The 16048-nt window shown below is 58.3% G+C and carries 17 protein-coding genes; 3 read left to right on the top strand and 14 right to left on the bottom strand.

The genetic code is table 11. The features are described from left to right. Window positions 1-29: 29 nt before the first annotated feature. From ACP15R_RS16960 to ACP15R_RS16945, 4 genes are all read right to left on the bottom strand, one after another. The gene (locus ACP15R_RS16960; RefSeq protein WP_224867962.1) at window positions 30-1934 is read right to left on the bottom strand and encodes a DUF885 domain-containing protein; all 1905 of its coding nucleotides are present in this window, start codon (window positions 1932-1934) and stop codon (window positions 30-32) included. Window positions 1935-2098: 164 nt separating this feature from the next. Then, complete coding sequence (locus ACP15R_RS16955; protein ID WP_224867964.1) at window positions 2099-2947, bottom strand: mechanosensitive ion channel family protein; 849 nt, start codon at window positions 2945-2947, stop codon at window positions 2099-2101. A gap of 155 nt (window positions 2948-3102) precedes the next feature. After that, on the bottom strand, window positions 3103-4110 hold the full coding sequence (locus ACP15R_RS16950) for an NAD-dependent epimerase/dehydratase family protein (RefSeq protein WP_224867965.1): 1008 nt from the start codon (window positions 4108-4110) through the stop codon (window positions 3103-3105). A 48-nt stretch (window positions 4111-4158) separates the two neighbouring features. Further along, entirely contained in the window at window positions 4159-6306 is a 2148-nt protein-coding gene (locus tag ACP15R_RS16945; RefSeq protein ID WP_224867966.1) for a prolyl oligopeptidase family serine peptidase, read from the bottom strand. A 96-nt stretch (window positions 6307-6402) separates the two neighbouring features. Here ACP15R_RS16945 and dtd point away from each other — a divergent pair, with 96 nt between their 5' ends. Continuing rightward, window positions 6403-6849: a D-aminoacyl-tRNA deacylase gene (gene dtd, locus ACP15R_RS16940; protein WP_224867967.1), complete on the top strand. Its 447-nt coding sequence runs from the start codon at window positions 6403-6405 to the stop codon at window positions 6847-6849. Here dtd and ACP15R_RS16935 read toward each other — a convergent pair. Then, window positions 6780-7988 carry an aminopeptidase gene (locus ACP15R_RS16935; protein WP_224867968.1) on the bottom strand — a complete coding sequence of 403 codons (1209 nt, stop codon included), beginning with the start codon at window positions 7986-7988 and terminating at the stop codon, window positions 6780-6782. The genes dtd and ACP15R_RS16935 overlap by 70 nt on opposite strands. Between ACP15R_RS16935 and ACP15R_RS16930 the strand changes: the two genes are divergently transcribed. Beyond that, entirely contained in the window at window positions 7987-8220 is a 234-nt protein-coding gene (locus ACP15R_RS16930) for a hypothetical protein (protein ID WP_224867969.1), read from the top strand. The genes ACP15R_RS16935 and ACP15R_RS16930 overlap by 2 nt on opposite strands. A 42-nt stretch (window positions 8221-8262) precedes the next feature. On the opposite strand, the gene ACP15R_RS16925 is transcribed toward ACP15R_RS16930, so the two are convergent. The 9 genes from ACP15R_RS16925 to ubiE all read right to left on the bottom strand — a co-directional run bounded on the left by ACP15R_RS16925 (window position 8263) and on the right by ubiE (window position 15048). Further along, the gene (locus ACP15R_RS16925) at window positions 8263-9045 is read right to left on the bottom strand and encodes an esterase/lipase family protein (protein WP_224867970.1); all 783 of its coding nucleotides are present in this window, start codon (window positions 9043-9045) and stop codon (window positions 8263-8265) included. A 94-nt stretch (window positions 9046-9139) separates the two neighbouring features. Next, window positions 9140-9880 carry a twin-arginine translocase subunit TatC gene (gene tatC, locus ACP15R_RS16920; protein ID WP_224867972.1) on the bottom strand — a complete coding sequence of 247 codons (741 nt, stop codon included), beginning with the start codon at window positions 9878-9880 and terminating at the stop codon, window positions 9140-9142. Next, window positions 9877-10587, bottom strand: coding sequence for a Sec-independent protein translocase protein TatB (gene tatB / locus ACP15R_RS16915; protein ID WP_224867974.1), 711 nt, complete (start codon window positions 10585-10587; stop codon window positions 9877-9879). Before tatB ends, tatC begins: the two co-directional genes overlap by 4 nt. Before the next feature lie 51 nt (window positions 10588-10638). Next, the gene (gene tatA / locus ACP15R_RS16910) at window positions 10639-10881 is read right to left on the bottom strand and encodes a twin-arginine translocase TatA/TatE family subunit (protein WP_224867975.1); all 243 of its coding nucleotides are present in this window, start codon (window positions 10879-10881) and stop codon (window positions 10639-10641) included. Between the two features lie 49 nt (window positions 10882-10930). Continuing rightward, window positions 10931-11278 (bottom strand): phosphoribosyl-ATP diphosphatase, encoded by a 348-nt coding sequence (locus tag ACP15R_RS16905; protein WP_224867977.1) that lies wholly within the window; start codon window positions 11276-11278, stop codon window positions 10931-10933. Further along, window positions 11275-11694: a phosphoribosyl-AMP cyclohydrolase gene (hisI, locus tag ACP15R_RS16900; RefSeq protein WP_224867979.1), complete on the bottom strand. Its 420-nt coding sequence runs from the start codon at window positions 11692-11694 to the stop codon at window positions 11275-11277. Before hisI ends, ACP15R_RS16905 begins: the two co-directional genes overlap by 4 nt. 110 nt (window positions 11695-11804) lie before the next feature. Then, window positions 11805-13439 carry a ubiquinone biosynthesis regulatory protein kinase UbiB gene (gene ubiB, locus ACP15R_RS16895; RefSeq protein ID WP_224867981.1) on the bottom strand — a complete coding sequence of 545 codons (1635 nt, stop codon included), beginning with the start codon at window positions 13437-13439 and terminating at the stop codon, window positions 11805-11807. A gap of 1 nt (window position 13440) precedes the next feature. Then, complete coding sequence (locus ACP15R_RS16890; protein WP_222231153.1) at window positions 13441-14112, bottom strand: ubiquinone biosynthesis accessory factor UbiJ; 672 nt, start codon at window positions 14110-14112, stop codon at window positions 13441-13443. 186 nt (window positions 14113-14298) lie between these two features. Beyond that, complete coding sequence (gene ubiE / locus ACP15R_RS16885) at window positions 14299-15048, bottom strand: bifunctional demethylmenaquinone methyltransferase/2-methoxy-6-polyprenyl-1,4-benzoquinol methylase UbiE (protein WP_224867983.1); 750 nt, start codon at window positions 15046-15048, stop codon at window positions 14299-14301. 76 nt (window positions 15049-15124) lie between these two features. Here ubiE and ACP15R_RS16880 point away from each other — a divergent pair, with 76 nt between their 5' ends. Further along, a complete protein-coding gene (locus ACP15R_RS16880) occupies window positions 15125-16015 on the top strand; it encodes a CHAD domain-containing protein (RefSeq protein ID WP_224867985.1) in 891 nt (296 codons plus the stop codon). Window positions 16016-16048: the final 33 nt, after the last annotated feature.

Below are 16048 nucleotides of genomic sequence, written 5' to 3'. Positions count from 1 at the left end.
CCGGCTTTTTCGACATACCCTCGCGAGGATTAAGCGTCGGTTTTGGATTGCTGTTGCTCGACAATCCAGTTTTCTACACGTTTTTCCAGCAGCGGCAGAGGCAGGGCACCGCCACCGAGAATGGTATCGTGGAAGCCGCGGATGTCGAACTTGTCACCCAGGATTTCTTCCGCCTTGCTGCGCAGCTCTTCAATTTTGATCATTCCGATCTTGTATGCGGTGGCCTGGCCCGGATAGGTCAGGTAACGGCGTACCTCGGAGCGCACCGCCGTCTCGGGAATGGCAGAGTTCTCCAGGAAGTACTCGACCGCCTGATCCTGGCTCCAGTCCTTGGCATGCATACCGGTATCCACCACCAGGCGGATGGCGCGCCACATTTCGGCGGTCAGACGACCGAAGTCATTGTACGGATCCTGGAACTGACCCATCTCCTTGGACAGCTTCTCCGAGTACAGCGCCCAGCCTTCGATATACGCAGTGGAAAACGCATTGGTGCGGAACTTGGGAATATTCTCCAGCTCCTGCGCGATAGAAATCTGCATATGGTGACCGGGGTTACCTTCGTGGTAGGTCACGGTTTCCATATCCGCGGTAGACAGTGCACTCATGTCCGACATGTGCACGTAATAAGTACCCGGGCGGCTGCCGTCTGGCGTGCCCGGCACATAGTGCTGGGCACCACCGGGGACTTCGCGGAATGGCTCCACGCGCTTCACGATCAACTTGGCTTTGGGCAGGATACCGAAGTACTCCGGCAGCTTTGCTTCGATATCGGCAAGGAAACCTTCCACTTTGTCCAGATACTCCTTGCGACCTTCATCGGTGTCCGGGTAGTAGAACTGGTCGTCGGTACGGATAAAGGTGAAGAACTCTTGCAGGTTGCCGTCGAAGCCGACCTTGTCCTTGATCGCTTCCATTTCCTTGCGGATGCGCGCTACTTCATCCAGACCAATCTGGTGCACCTCTTCCGCAGTCATTGGCTGGGTGGTGTGGTTGGCCAGGCGGTTGTTGTAGTAGCTGTCGCCGTCAGGCAGGTGGGAAACCCCCTTGGGCACCTCATCCGCATTGACCTTGTCTTCGTTCAGCCAGGCAATGTAGGCCTCATAGGAGGGCTTCATTTGGCTGGTGAGCGCGGTTTCTACCTGGGTCAGCAGGTCTTTGGCGGTGGCCTCATCAATGGTGCCGGCGTCTTGCAGTGCGGTAATCTTCTTCTTCGCATCCGCCATCAGCGGCGCATCGTCGCCATCGCTGAACGGCTTACCGGTGGTTACCTTCTGCGCGCGTTCGATGGCGAGGTCATAGGTAAACTGGGGAGGGCGGATTTCCTTGCTTGCGGAAACCTTGGCGCGCTCCAGCAGTTGGCTCAGGGCCGTGCTGATACCACCGATACGAGCGATGTAGTCGCGCATGTCCTGCTCGGTATCCACCTTGTGCTGGTTGATCAGGAAAGTAGGGAACTGCGACTCCGGACCACCCAGCTCACTGGCGAAGTAGCTGTAGTCCCAGAACGGCAGGTTGGCCTTTTCCAGCTCGTACTGCTGGATCCACAGGTCGTAGGACTCTTTGCCTTCGGTGCTCAGCTTGTCGTAGTCAAACTGCTGCTTCATCTCGTCGACGGTGGCTTTTTTCCACGCCAGCTGGCTCTCCGCCGCGGCTTTGGTCATATCGTCGATTTCGCTGTATAGCTCTTTGCGGCCCAGGTAGCTCAGCTGGATAGGGCTGAACTTCAGCTCTTCTTCGTACTTGGCATCGAACCACTCGGTCAGGCGCGCGGTTTCATCTTGCTGACCGTCTTCAGGGGTCAGCGGCAATTGGGTGGCCTGCTCACCGGATTGAGTGGCATTCGCCTGTTCAGCTTGTTTCTTGGGGTCTTCACCCTGCTGGCAGCCGGCGACGGCCGCTGCAATAACCAGACTCAGGAGCGCTTTGCGCATAGTTTCGCCTCTTTGAAAGTACTACTCAGTAAACGGATTGATAGGAAAAGAATAAGAAAAAATTAGCCCGCCAAGATGGCAGTGCATCACAGGTTCGTCGATACCTCTGCGACGAAATTGCCGTCACACGGGATAAACAGCGGCCCTCAGCGCCTTGGCGGATCTCATTTTGGGCCGGCTTTGGGCGCTATCTTTGCGCTGTCCCCCGCGACAACATGCAGCTCCCGCTGTGGGAAAGGGATGGAAAGCCCCTCAGCTTCCAGAGCGGGTTTGAGCTGCTTCATCAGCGCCCAGTACACATCCCAATACTCTGCGGTTTTCACCCACGCGCGCATGTGTAGATTAACCGCACTATCTGCCAGTTCGCGTACCGCATAAGCAGGCTCCGGGTCCGCCAGGATGCGCGACTCGTCAGCCACCAGGTGCCGCAGGACACGCATCCCGGTTTCAATATCATCACGGTAGGCGATACTGGCGATTAATTCGATGCGGCGCTTGGGGTTGCGGCTAAAGTTGGTGAGCGTTTCACCCCACACTTTGTCGTTCGGAGCGGAAATACGTAGGCCATCCGGTGTATCCATTTCCGTAGTGAACAGGCCTATCTTGCGCACGGTACCGATGGTATTACCGAACTGAATGGTTTCACCGACCCGGAACGGGCGCAGGCCCAGCAGTACAAATCCCGCAGCAATACTCTGTAACGTGTCCTTGAGGGCGAGGCCGATTGCCAGACCGGTGGCACCCAACAGAGCTACCAGTGAGGTGGTGTTCGCACCGAAAATATCCAGTACCACCAGGCCACCGACAACATAGGTAGCCCATACCGCAAGCGTCTCAAGTACCGGGACCAAGGTTTCGTCGATACCGCGCTCACTGAGGCGGCCTACCGCGCGCGACACCAGCTTTGCAGCAATCCAGGTCACCACCAATGCCAGCAGGGCCCAGAGAATATTCGCTCCGACGGCCGTGAGAACTGGGCCGAGTTCCTGCAACTGCGCTTGTAAGCTTTCCATGCACTGTTTCCCTTCTACGGTTTAGTCGCTAGCGCGGATCTATTGAGGGGCCGAGAGAAAGAAATGCTGCACCAATTGTAAAACCAACAGTATCGCCACCAGGATAAAGATAATATTTTGACGATTCACCCGTGTTTCCCCTGAAGTTATTTTGTCTATGGAAGCTGCAACAAACCTTCGGCCACCAGCCAGTCGCGGGACTCGGTCAGCATGTCTTCGAGGCTTACGCGGCTCTGGTAGCCCAGTTCTTGTTCCGCGCGGCTGCAATCGGCCAGAGCGCGCCCGGTCAGCATGGTTGCCTTTTGTGGGGTTACCGCAGGCTCGCGCCCACTAAAGCGCGCGGCGATATCGGAAATGCGCGCTAGCGTATGAATTGCCAGCGCGGGCGTCGTGCGCTTGGGCGCAGGTACCCCGACCAGCTTCGCGATGATGCCGAAGAACTCCAGAAAGCTGGCGTCGGTACCGGCGAGAATATAGTTCTCCCCACTGCGCCCGCGATAAAAAGCATTGATGTGCGCGCGCGCCACGGCGCCGGCATGACAGAAAGACCCTGCACCCGGCGGCACGCCCGGCAACTTGTTTTCTGCCAGCATAAAAAATGTCTGCGCCCAGCTGGAGACATCGTATTTGCCGACGATGGCACAGGGGTTGAGGAACACCACATCCAGTCCATTGGCCGCTTCGCGCAACACGGCCTGTTCCGCATGCATTTTTGAGTAGTGGTAATGGAAGCGCGGGTTGGTGGCGAGCTTGGGGCTGGCTTCACTGATCACATCGGAGTGGTAGCCGTAGGCCGAGATTGAACTGGTGACGATCATGCGTCCACGGTGGGCATCCGGCTGTGCCGCGAAATGCTCACGCGCAGCCCTGGTCAGGTTTGCCGAGCCTTCGACATTATCTTGCCACTGCTGTGCGTCGCCACCGCGCCACATACTGGTGTTGCCGGCCAGGTGAAACACCGCATCGAGTTCTTGCGGTAGCGCTGCACGCAGCGATTCGACATCCCCCAGCGACGCCGCCACCGGCGTGGCACCCAACGCGCGCAAGCGCGCCGGGTCCGAGCTTGGCCGGTGCATGGCGGTCACCTGCCAGCCATCGGCCACCAGCTGTTCAATCAGGTTGGCACCGAGAAAGCCGGTACCACCAGTCACAAATGCGCGCATAAATCCCCCCCGGGCCCGGGGCGCAGGACGCGCCCCAAAACACCGAGATTACTTGATCTCGAGTCCCAGTTCATGGGCAAGAAACGCATACTGGTTGGTAAAGTCTTCCACCTGCATCCACACCGGCTTGCCGGCACCGTGGCCCGCGCGGGTCTCAACCGCGAGATAGACGGGGTTATCGCAACCCTGATCCCGCTGCAGCGCGGCGGCAAACTTGTAGCTATGCCAGGGCACCACACGGTCGTCGCGGTCGGCGGTGGTGATCAGGGTGGCGGGGTAGCAGGTGCCTTTTTTGGTGTTATGCACCGGGGAGTAGGCGTAGAGCGCGGCGAACTCATCTTTATTTTCCGACAGGCCGTAATCGCTGGACCACTGGCGTGCGTTGGCCGAGGCGGTATGGTAGCGCAGCATGTCCAGCACGCCGACGATGGGCAGCGCCACCTTGAACAGCTCAGGGCGCTGCACCTCGGTTGCACCGACCAACAGCCCACCATTGGAGCGACCCATAATGCCCAGTTTCTCCGGTGAGGTGATCTTTTCGTCGATCAGCCATTCGGCTGCGCCAATAAAATCATCGAACACATTTTGTTTTTGCAGCTTGGTGCCGGCCTTGTGCCAGGCGCTGCCGTATTCACTGCCGCCGCGCAGGCTCACCATGGCGAGTGTGCCGCCCATATCCAACCAGCCGGCAAAGCGGGTGTAGAAGCGTGGCAGCTGCGCGGCATTGAAGCCACCGTAGCCATACAGCAGGGTTGGATTTTGCCCGTCCTTTTTCATGCCCTTTTTATGCACCAGGAACATCGGCACACGGGTGCCGTCCTTGCTGGTAAAGAAGTGCTGCTCGACTTCGTAATCGGAAAAGTCCGCCGGGTACTTGGGCGCTTTGACTTTTTCACTCTTGCCGGTGGACACATCCAGTTTGTAAATGCTCGGCGGCATCAGGAAATTGCTGAACTCGAAATAGGTTTCGTTGTCATCCGGGTCACCATAAAAACCGGTCACGGTGCCCACGCCGGGCAACTTAAGTTCGTACTGTTGCTTGCCATTCAGGTCGGTTACCACCACCTTGGATTTTGCATCTTCCAGATAGTGCAGTACCAAGCGGCCGCCGACCAGATTGGTGTCTTGCAGGGCGTTGTTCTGTTCCGGTACCAGATTTTTCCAATTCGCTTTTTCTGGCTTATCCAGGTCAATCGCGATCACGCGACCGTTGGGCGCGTCGGAATTGGTTTCGAAATAGAACGTCTTGCCGTTGTTACCGAGGAAGGTATAGAGGGCATCCCAGTCGTCCAGCAGTTTTACCACTTCAGCATCGGGCTTGGTCAGGTCTTTGTAGTAAATGCCGTTGCTGTCGTAGCCATCGAAAATTGGTAGCAACAGATATTTCCCATCATCCGTCACCTGCGCACCGGGATTACGGGTGGGGTGGTCGGTGATTTGGTAAACCCGCTGATCCTTACTTTGCGGCTCACCGATTTTGTGGAAGTAGATCGCCACCTGCTTGCTGTCGTCGGCACTGCCGTCTTTGTTGAACGGATAGCGGCTGTAGTAAAAACCGGATTCATCCTTGGCCCAGGTGGCGCCACTGAATTTAATCCCGGTGAGGTGGTCCGGCAGCATGCGGCGGGTTTTCAGGTCGCGCACGTGGTAATCGGTCCAGTCGGTGCCACCATCGGAAGTACCGTAGGCCAGGTAGCGGCCATTGGGGCTTACGGCATAGCGTTTGGCGGCGATGGTGCCATCGTCGCTCAGCGTGCGCGGATCCAACACCACGCCGCCTTCCTTGTTGATGTCGGCGGTACTGTAGAAAACACTCTGGTCCCAGGTGCCATCGTTGTATTGATAGAAGACCTGCCCGGCCTTCTTGTAGGGCACCCCGTAGCGTTCGTACTGCCACAACTCGGTCAAACGGTGGTTGATCTTCTGCCAGCCGGGCAACGCTTTCAGCGCAGGCAGGGCGAAATCGTTCTGGGCCTTCACCCAGTCTTTTACCGGCTTGGACTCCTGATCTTCCAGCCAGCGATAGGGATCGCTCACCTGGGTACCAAAATACGTATCCTGCTGTTCGACCGTGGCGGTTTCCGGGTATTGTTGGGCGGGCTTATCGCTGTTCGCGCTGTTCACGGTGATGGCTGCCACCGCGGCAATCACGGGAATAGCGGCCCCCGCGATCAGGGTCAGGACAGATTTGTTCATCGGGATTTCCGGTTTTTTATTGAGGATCAGTGCGCTAATCTAGAAAATTCGCCGCCGCGCATCCAGCGGTCATCCGCATTTTAGAAGAGGTTGTCGATGAAGGGCCTGGTTCAACGGGTAAAACACGCGAAAGTGGAAGTCAGTAGTGAATCTGTCGGCGCCATCGATCATGGCATTCTGCTGCTTTTGGGTGTCGAAGCCAGTGATTCCGAGGATACCGCGGACAAGCTCCTGCACAAGGTGCTGCACTATCGCATCTTCGGTGACGAGCAAGGCAAAATGAATCGCAACGTGCAACAGGCCGGCGGCGGGCTACTGGTGGTGAGTCAGTTCACTCTGGTAGCGGATACCGCAAAGGGGCTGCGCCCGAGTTTCAGTCGCGGCGCCAGCCCGCAACAGGCCAACGAACTGTATGAATACTTCCTGCGGCAGGCACGGGCGAAAATGGCCGATGAGCTACCGGTGGCGGGTGGTCAGTTCGCCGCCGACATGCAGGTATCGCTGTGCAATGACGGTCCGGTGACTTTCTTACTCGAGGCCTGAGTCGTATTCGAGCCGAGAATACGCTTGGTCAACGCATCCAGGCGCGCCTTGCGCTCGGGCTTGGGCAGGGCACCCAACTGTTCCACAGCCCGATAAAACGCTTCCCAGTCACTGCCGCTGTCCCGATATAGCTGCACAAAGGCAGGTACCTGCGACTGGTACTCACTGACCAGCGCCAGGGTGGCGTTATTGGTTTTCTCAATCATCTGGGTGAACTTTTCGTCCTGGGTCCAGCCTTCCGATTCCTTGCGGTAGCAATAACGCAGACGCTGCAGGGTTTGCGCCTTGCGCTGGCGCTTCGCCGGCACACTCAAGTCCGACGCGTACAGCGCCTGCAACTGCCGGCGTGCGCTCACCATCAAACCATTTACCCGCCGCGCCTGCTCCACATTAGCCACCTTGGGCGCGGGGATGCCATTGCGGCGCCGCCAGTCCGGCAGCGCAATGCGCGAGACCGCGGTGGCGAAACTCTCATTGAATTGCGTATCACCGCCAATATACAGACGCCGGTGCGCCAGCTCGTGAAACAGTAGACTGGCAAGGCGGTCCGGCTTCCAGTCCACAAAGCTCGACAACACCGGGTCATCAAACCAGCCGAGGGTGCTATAGGCAGGCACCGGGCCCAGATACACGTCGTAACCCTGCGCCTGCAAACGCCGCTCCTGGACCTGGGCATCGCGCTTGTTGAAATAACCACGGTAACTGGCGCAGCCGGCAATGGGGTAACACCAGCGCTTGGGCGACAGGGAGAATTCCGGCGCTGCCACCAGGTTCCACAGCGCGTACTCCTGCTCCAACTGGGTAAATTCGCTGTAGGCGGAGCCGACTGGCAAGTGCAGCTCGCCGGCCGCATAGCCGCGAATCGCTTGCACCCATTCGAGCTGGCGGCGCAGTTTTGGATCGGTTTCTTCATTCCGCAGCAGGCGATCAATGGGCTCGCGTCCGGCGAGGATCTTGAGCTGGCCGGTGGCGGCCTGTGAATAGAAATGCACCGTCTCACAACCGGCCAACAACATTGCCGTTGAGAGTGCCACCAGCAACGACAACAGCCGCGTGAAGCGACGCCAAATACGCGCCCCGCGGAACAAACCGACTAGGTTTATGGTGAGAGAAAAGGTTTTTATCTGGGAGTCGTCCATGCCGCCCGTCGCTGCCGTTTCGCTGGTATTTTCGCTGGTGCTCGGTATTGTGTTATGGATTTATTTGATCCGGCTGAGTTTCGCCCGCTCCAGCGGCATGGGTGTGGTCGCGCTACTATTGCCGCCACTCGCCTTCATTCAGCTGTTAACGGATCCGGAACACCGGGAGCAACTGCTCGTGCTTTTTGTATCCATTCTATTGTTCAGCAGCATAGCTGCTCTCGAGCGCTAACGGCGCGACTTTGCTCGCCAAACTCACGGGATATTTCAACGGTCACTGGCCACAGCCGAAGTACTCCACCTCCTCGCCGATAAATCGCCCTTCCGTAAGGTAACTCACTACCTGATCAATAACCTGCTGACTGCCCGTCAAACCGTTATGGGTTAACGGATAGGTGACGCGCGCACAAGTGCCTTCTACATAGGTACTCGGCACACCGACAATGCCATCGTCATTGCCGTCGATAATTGCAGAGAACAACGGGTTGAACGAGCGCGTACCGGCAATAACCCCCAGGGGGAACCGCACCGGGCCGAGGCGACTGGGCAGGCTGCGCTCGTCGATACCCATCTGATTGCCCGCAGGGCCGTTAACATCCTTGATGATGGGAATACACGAGAGGAAATTCCCCAGGCGACTGCCCTGATTGGGCGGGCCAAGCATGACCGCGCGCTTAACAATACTGGTATCGCGCTGGTCAAAATACTGCCGCAACAGCAGGCTGCCCATGGAGTGGGCAACGAAATACACCGGCGCTGCACCTGCTTTTTCGCACGCCTGCAGGCCGCGGGGGACGGTCATCTCGGCGAGGGTTTCAATGGGGTGTTTTTTTGACGGGTAGTCGAGATTGACGGTGTAAAAGCCAACATCGCGCAGGACGCTTTCGATGCCCGTCATCGACGAGGCATCTTTGGTAATACCGTGCAGGAGAATGGCGCATGGGTACGGAGAGGGTGCCTGCTGCGTTGCCGCAAAAATCGACATTAGCGGCGACAGGGTGAGCGAGACGACCGCGCCGAAAATTACACCTGCACGCCGCACTGCCCGTTTCGTCATGTCACCGTCACCGTTTGCGTAGGTCCCAGCCTGGGCAACTTTGCCTCACATAAGAACATACGACAAAACGGTGAGAGCAGATGGCTGCAGCCAGTTACTGGGCCTCTATTTCTTCGGGTTTGCCGCGTTTTACCCAGCGGCCGAAGAAAATCCCGACTTCAAACAGAATCCACATGGGCACCGCAAGCAGGGTCTGCGAGATGACATCCGGTGGGGTCAGCAGCATGCCCATGGCAAAGCAGGCGACGATGACGTACGGACGCTTGCGCGCCAATTCTTTGGCGGTCACCGCGCCACTCCAGATCAGCAGCAGGGTGGCGATCGGGATTTCGAACGCAAAGCCAAAGGCGAAGAACAGCTTCAGCGCCAGGTCGAGGTAACTGCGGATATCCGGCAACACCTTGATATCCGCATGGGCCGAACTGATAAAGAATTCAAAAATCAGCGGGAACACCACGAAGTAGGCAAACGCCATACCCGCGTAAAACAGGAAAATACTGGAGATCATCAATGGCGCGATCAGGCGCTTTTCATGCTTGTACAGGCCCGGCGCAATAAACGCCCAGAACTGGTACAGCACAACCGGGATCGCCACAAAAAACGCCAGTACAAAGGTCGTTTTGAACGGCGTCAGAAAGGGTGAGGTCACCTCGGTGGCAATCATGCCCGCACCTTCGGTAAGGCGCGCCTGCAGCGGGTCAGCAACAAAGTTATAGATATCGTTGGCGAAGGGCACCATACAGGCAAAAATCGCCACCACCACCAGCAGCGTCTTCAGCAGGCGGTCGCGCATCTCAATCAGGTGCTCGATAAACGGCTGGTCTTTCTCACTCATTGACGTTTGTCTTCCGGCTCGGTGGGACTGTCAGTGTGCGGCTGCGGTGACGCCTGCTCGGCAGACGGCGCGGGCTCGGCCGGATCCAGGCGATCGACTTCTGCCCAGGCCGCGTCTTCCTCGTGCTTGAAATGATCCGGGTGGTGCGGGTTGTGCTCCGGCTCGCCGTGATCATGCAGATGCTCCGGATAATCCGGGTCTTCCAGCTCTTCCTCTTCTTCCGGCAAATGGTCGTCGTCGAGGTTGCTTTCGGCGAGCGCACGCTTGTCTTCCTCCGGCAGGTAGTCCTCCGCCTGTCGCAATTTGTCCGCCTCAGGATCTGGCCCGGATAATTCGCTGGGCGCCTCCTTGGCTTCCACCGCTGCCGGCTCTGCATGCGCGGCGGCGTCTTCTTTCAGTGCCTGCGCCTGCGCTTCTACCGATTTCAGATCTTTTTCGAACTTGCGCTCCGCCTCACTAAAAGTGCGCTCCATCGCCTGCTGGCTCTCGCGCAACTCTTTCAACACTCGCTCGTTGTGCAGTTCGCGCCGAATATCATCGGCGCCCACTTCACGCTCAAGCTCTTCCTTGGCGCTGCCCAGGGTCTGCTTGATCTGGGTCCACCAGCGCACGGTAGTACGCACCGCATCGGGCAGGCGTTCGGGGCCAATGACCACCAAACCCACCGCCGCGATTACCAGCAGTTCAAAAAATCCGATATCAAACACGCGCTACTCGCTCAGTTAACGACGGATGCAAAGCAAAACCGAAAATCGGCCTTACTTATCCTGGGACTGCTTTTCTTCGGTAGAGGTTTTCTGTTGCGGCTTGCTGGCTTCGTCTTTTTCCAGCAATTCCGGTTCCTTTTCTTCCGCGTCCTTTTTGTCTTCTTCCTTCATGGCTTTTTTAAAGCCCTTGATGGCACCACCGAGGTCGCCGCCGAGGTTGCGCAAACGCTTGGTGCCGAAAATCAGCAGGACGATGACCAGCAAGATCAGCAATTGTTGCCAGCTAATACCCATAAGAAATGCTCCTGATTCAATCTTTAATTCGTATGTTCAATCCACGCCGTCAGTCTTGGCTGCGTGACGCTTTTTCTTCGAGGCCGGAAAGGCCGAATCGACGCCCCAGCTCATCCAGTACCGCGCGGGAGTCCACGCCCAAGTGGTTGAGCATCACCAGGGAGTGAAACCACAGATCCGCGGTTTCCGAAATCATCGCCTGGTACTCGTCGCTGCCGGCGCCCTTGCCCTCGGCGTCCTTGGCGGCAAGCACCAGCTCGGTGGACTCTTCACCCACCTTCTCCAAAATCTTGTTCAGCCCCTTGGCGTGCAGGCTGGCGACATAGGAAGAGTCGGCATCCGCTTCCTGCATGCGCATGCGCAGGACCCGGTCCAGTTGTGTCAGCATATTACTCATGACGCGGTCTTCTTCTCCCCTGAATAGATCTCTTTCGGGTCGGTGATGACCGGCTGGCGAACCTGCCACTGGCCGTTTTCCAGTACCTGATAGAAACAACTGGTGCGACCTGTATGGCAGGCGATGCCGCCAAGCTGCTCGACCAGCAGAACAATGGTGTCGCCGTCGCAATCGAGGCGCATCTCGCGCACCAACTGTACATGGCCGGAAGACTCGCCCTTGCGCCACAACTTGCCGCGGGAGCGGGACCAGTAGACCGCGCGCCCTTCCTCGGCGGTTAGACGCAGGGATTCGACATTCATCCACGCCATCATCAGCACGCGGCCGGTTTTAACATCCTGCGCGATGGCAGGCACCAGACCGTCGCTGTTCCAGCTGACTGCTTCTGTGAAATCAGTTTCACTCACCGTTCGCATTCCTTACTGCATTCGATATTGTAGGCTCATGGTCCTCGCCTAAAGGCCGGAGTGTGACCGACCTTTCGAGGTTCTCGACAGGACTCACTAAAAGCCCCGAGCCCAAACCTTCAGGGCCACAGCAGCAGCGCCAGCGCGGCCGCGCCCATCATCCAACTGACCGCCGGTATCTGCGCCAGTAACCCCGGTGATGCCACCAGGGCAGCACCTGCGGCCAGCAAGCCACCGACAATCATTCGCGCGTAACGGGTGCGCCCCCGTTGGCGGCTGCCCGCCAGCTGGTCACTCAGCTGCTGCAGCTGCGGACCCAGTTCGCGCCCCTGTTCCAGAGCGGAAAACGCCATTTGCGGCAATTGCGGCAATTTTTCCAGCCACTCCGGCCCATATCGCTTAATTTCGCCGACAATCGTCTTGGGATGAATACGCTCGCGCATCCATCGCTCGAGAAACGGATGGGCAGTCTTCCACAGATCCAGCTGAGGATAAAGCTGTCGCCCTAATCCTTCTATATTGAGCAAGGTTTTCTGCAAAAGTACCAGCTGAGGCTGGACTTCCATCTCAAAACGCCGCGCAGTCTGGAACAAACTGATTAACACGCGCGCAAAGGAGATTTCCCCCAGAGGCTTTTCAAAGATCGGCTCGCACACCGCGCGAATCGCGGACTCGAAGGCGTTGATCGGCGTATCCCGGCGCACCCAGCCGCTCTGTACATGCAATTCGGCGACCATACGGTAGTCGCGGCGGAACATGGCGAGGATATTCCGTGCCATGTAGTACTGATCTTCGCGCGTCAGGCTGCCGACGATGGCGGTATCGATGGCGATGTACTTGGGGCGATCCGGATGTTCGCGGGACACAAAGATGTTGCCCGGGTGCATATCGGCGTGGAAGAAGTTGTGCTCGAACACCTGCTTGAAGAAGATCTCCACACCGCGTTCGGCCAGCAGTTCCATATTGGTGTTCTGCGCGCGCAGCTGCTCCAGGTCGGTTACCGGAATGCCGTCGATGCGCTCCAGCACCAGCACGTTCTCACGGGTGTAGTCCCAGTAGACTTCCGGCACATACAGCAGCGGTGAATTGGCGAAGTTGCGCTTGAGCTCGGAGCCGTTGGAGGCCTCGCGCACCAGGTCCAGCTCGCCCTCAATGGTGTGGCGGTAGTCTTCCACCACCTCCACCGGGCGCATGCGTGGGCCGTCCGGCAAATAGCGCTCGATCCAGCGGGCGATATAACGCAGTAATTGCAGGTCCTGCTGTATCACCTTATTAATGCCAGGGCGCAGCACCTTCACCACCACCGATTGGCCTGGCTCGCCGTTTTCATCTTTCAGGCGCGCACCGTGTACCTGTGCCACCGACGCGGACGCCAGCGGCTCGCGGTCAAACTCGGCAAACAATTCATCCACCGGTGCACCCAGCGATGTCTCGATGCGGTCGATACACTGGTCGATTGGGAACGGCGGCACATTGTCCTGGAGCTGGTTCAGCTCCAGCACCATGTCCGGCGGCAGCAGGTCCGGGCGCGTGGACAGCAACTGGCCAAACTTCACATAAATAGGCCCGAGGTCTTCCAGTGCGCAGCGCAGGCGCTCGCCGCGGGTCATGTTTTTCGCTTTGCCCGCAGGCAACAGCTTGTAGGGCGCCCACAGCGTGCGCAACCACAGCGGCTGATACTCCGCCGGCACCAGTTCATTCAGTCGGTAGCGCAGGAACACCCGCGCGATGGTGAGGCTTCTCGCTAGTGGCACGTCAACGCTTCTCCTGCCCGGGCTTGCCGCTGGCGGCCTTTACCTGCGCCGCAAACTTGCGCTGCAAAATCGCCAGGCGCGCTTCCAGGCGGTCCACACCGTGGGAAAATTCGGCCACATCCTCTGCAAAGGCTTCGAACTGCGCCTGCGGCGGTGTCATGCGCCACTCTTCACTCACCGCTTCCGCGGTTGCTTTCGGTGCGGTGCCGAGCGCGTCTTTCAGCCAGCTCGCCGCCATGCGCACGCCGGTGCCCAGCTGATGGGCCGGCGAATCGCCAATTAACTTGGAGACGGGTTCTTCCCAGTCGATATCCAGCTCGCGCAGGGTCGACTGCAGCTCTGCCAGCAGTGCACTGGAACCGCGCACCGTCACCCCCAGTTTGGCCGGCGTGGCATCGCGGTTTCTCAGCAACTGGATAAATGCCAGGGCAGAACCGGACAGCTCGGTGGTCACCTCGCCATCCCAGCGGCTGTGCACTTCGATGTAGCCACCTTCACCCTCGTCGTCGATAAACAGGAACAGGGACATGGCCGGCGCCGTGAGGTTCACCCCCAGCACCTTGCCCGCAAGTTTGCCGAGGCGTGCGCGGCTGCCCGGGTCGTAACGCAGGGCGGTGTTGATGGCGGTTTCCAGTGTGGCGTCAAAACCGGCGCGGAAGGTGGGATCGGTCATGATTATTTTTTCAGTGCCCGGAAGCTATACGCGAAGGCGGTGCTTCCGGTGTCTGTTCGCAGGACCTTCACCGCCAGGGATGGCGGTGCAGAGCCCCCATGGATGGGTCTACGGCGTGTCCTGTGAACAGACACCGGAAGTGGCGCCGCCACAAGGCGAAATCCGAGCCCCCAAACTCAAAAATTGTCAGGGTTTGATGCCCTTATGCAAAGCCACGATGCCACCGGTCATATTGTGGAATTCACAATCCACAAAACCGGCATCGCTCATCATGCCTTTGAGGGTTTCCTGGTCCGGGTGCATACGAATGCTCTCGGCCAGATAACGATAGCTATCGGCATCGTCCGCCACCAGCTTGCCCATAAACGGCAGCAGGCGGAAAGAATACTGATCGTAGACCTTTTCCAGCAGTTTCGACTCCGGCTTGGAGAACTCCAGCACCAGCAGACGCCCACCAGGTTTGAGCACACGCAGCATGGAGCGCAGCGCCAGGTCTTTGTCCGTCACGTTGCGCAGACCGAACGCGATGGTGATGCAATCAAACGTGTTGTCGGGGAAGGGCAGGTACTGGGCGTCCGCCTGAACCGTCTCCACATTGCCGGCAATGCCGCGGTCCAGCAAGCGATCGCGGCCGACCTTCAACATGGACGCATTGATATCCGCCAACACCACCTTGCCGGTAGGGCCAACGATGCGGGAAAAGCGCGCGGTCAGGTCACCGGTACCGCCGGCAATATCCAGGATCGTCTGGCCCGGGCGCGCCGCAGAAAGCTCAATGGTGAAGCGTTTCCACAGGCGGTGGACACCACCCGACATCAGGTCGTTCATCACGTCATAGCGGGCCGCTACCGAGTGGAATACATCCGCCACTCGTCCCGCCTTTTCCTCCACCGGTACCTGCTGGTAGCCGAAGTGGGTCGTCTTGCGTTCGCTCATCTTGTGCCTGCTGCGCCAAATTTCAGGGCCACATTGTACATGGGGCGGACCTGATCGGCACCGCCACAGACTAAACTTGAGCAAACTCGAGGCAACGCCGCTCTCTTTCCGTTCTGCTTCTGCCCTGCTTATGTCTTATCAATTGCACAGCAAGCACCCACTAGCCCCGTCGATTCGTGCGGTTGCGCGCGCGCAGGTGCATGCAGCCATCGCCTGCTGCCAGTCGGCGGAAGACGGCCACGCCATCCACAGCGTGCGTAAACACGGCAAAAAATTGCGCGCCCTGTTGCGCCTTATCCGCTACGCCAATACCACCACCGACACCCTGTACCACACCGAAAATGCCCGTTACCGCAGCATTAATGCTGCCCTCAGTACCTGCCGCGAAAATGCATCGCTACATCTCGCCCTGGAGGATCAACTGGAAGCCGAGCGTTTCCCACACACGGCGGCGCACCTGAAGGGCCGACTGGATAACGGGCACACAGAGAAGCTGCTGGCGCAGGCCGAAAAATCGTTGCAACTGGCGCTGATAAAAATTGATGGCTGGCACTTTCAGGGCGCCAGCTGGGACGATATTGAATTGGGCTACTGCAAAAGCTACCGGCGGGCATTCAAGGCCATGAGACACGCCTTTGCAATGAGTACAGACGAGCACTTCCACACGCTGCGTAAACGCGTCAAAGACCAGTGGTACCAGAGTCGCTTACTGGAAGAACACTACCCGGAAACCATCGGCACGCGCACCCGTGGCCTGCAAAAGCTGGCCAGCGCACTGGGCGACTGGCGCGACCTGCGGTTACTTTGCCAGCACCTTGCGCGCTACGGGGATGACACGCCCGAAATGGCCAGCGAGCAGCGCGCATTGTTGGAGCAGGCAAATCAGCGATTACAGCAGCTACGCATCGAAATACAACAACTTTGTGAGAGTCTTTTCCTACAGCCAAGCTGCCCCCTTAGTAAGTGACTGATTAGTAACAACTTTTCGTTTTGCCACATT

Source organism: Microbulbifer sp. S227A (genome assembly GCF_049800935.1).
Note: the sequence above shows the minus strand (reverse complement) of the source record. Positions and strands in the feature narration are given on the sequence as shown.

What these genes read in the sequence shown, in the direction of transcription:
- ACP15R_RS16960 (WP_224867962.1), bottom strand. Translation starts at nt 1,934, where the DNA reads ATGCGCAAAGCGCTCCTGAGTCTGGTTATTGCAGCGGCCGTCGCCGGC.
- ACP15R_RS16955 (WP_224867964.1), bottom strand. Translation starts at nt 2,947, where the DNA reads ATGGAAAGCTTACAAGCGCAGTTGCAGGAACTCGGCCCAGTTCTCACG.
- ACP15R_RS16950 (WP_224867965.1), bottom strand. Translation starts at nt 4,110, where the DNA reads ATGCGCGCATTTGTGACTGGTGGTACCGGCTTTCTCGGTGCCAACCTG.
- ACP15R_RS16945 (WP_224867966.1), bottom strand. Translation starts at nt 6,306, where the DNA reads ATGAACAAATCTGTCCTGACCCTGATCGCGGGGGCCGCTATTCCCGTG.
- dtd (WP_224867967.1), top strand. Translation starts at nt 6,403, where the DNA reads ATGAAGGGCCTGGTTCAACGGGTAAAACACGCGAAAGTGGAAGTCAGT.
- ACP15R_RS16930 (WP_224867969.1), top strand. Translation starts at nt 7,987, where the DNA reads ATGCCGCCCGTCGCTGCCGTTTCGCTGGTATTTTCGCTGGTGCTCGGT.
- ACP15R_RS16935 (WP_224867968.1), bottom strand. Translation starts at nt 7,988, where the DNA reads ATGGACGACTCCCAGATAAAAACCTTTTCTCTCACCATAAACCTAGTC.
- ACP15R_RS16925 (WP_224867970.1), bottom strand. Translation starts at nt 9,045, where the DNA reads ATGACGAAACGGGCAGTGCGGCGTGCAGGTGTAATTTTCGGCGCGGTC.
- tatC (WP_224867972.1), bottom strand. Translation starts at nt 9,880, where the DNA reads ATGAGTGAGAAAGACCAGCCGTTTATCGAGCACCTGATTGAGATGCGC.
- tatA (WP_224867975.1), bottom strand. Translation starts at nt 10,881, where the DNA reads ATGGGTATTAGCTGGCAACAATTGCTGATCTTGCTGGTCATCGTCCTG.
- ACP15R_RS16905 (WP_224867977.1), bottom strand. Translation starts at nt 11,278, where the DNA reads ATGAGTAATATGCTGACACAACTGGACCGGGTCCTGCGCATGCGCATG.
- hisI (WP_224867979.1), bottom strand. Translation starts at nt 11,694, where the DNA reads ATGCGAACGGTGAGTGAAACTGATTTCACAGAAGCAGTCAGCTGGAAC.
- ACP15R_RS16890 (WP_222231153.1), bottom strand. Translation starts at nt 14,112, where the DNA reads ATGACCGATCCCACCTTCCGCGCCGGTTTTGACGCCACACTGGAAACC.
- ubiE (WP_224867983.1), bottom strand. Translation starts at nt 15,048, where the DNA reads ATGAGCGAACGCAAGACGACCCACTTCGGCTACCAGCAGGTACCGGTG.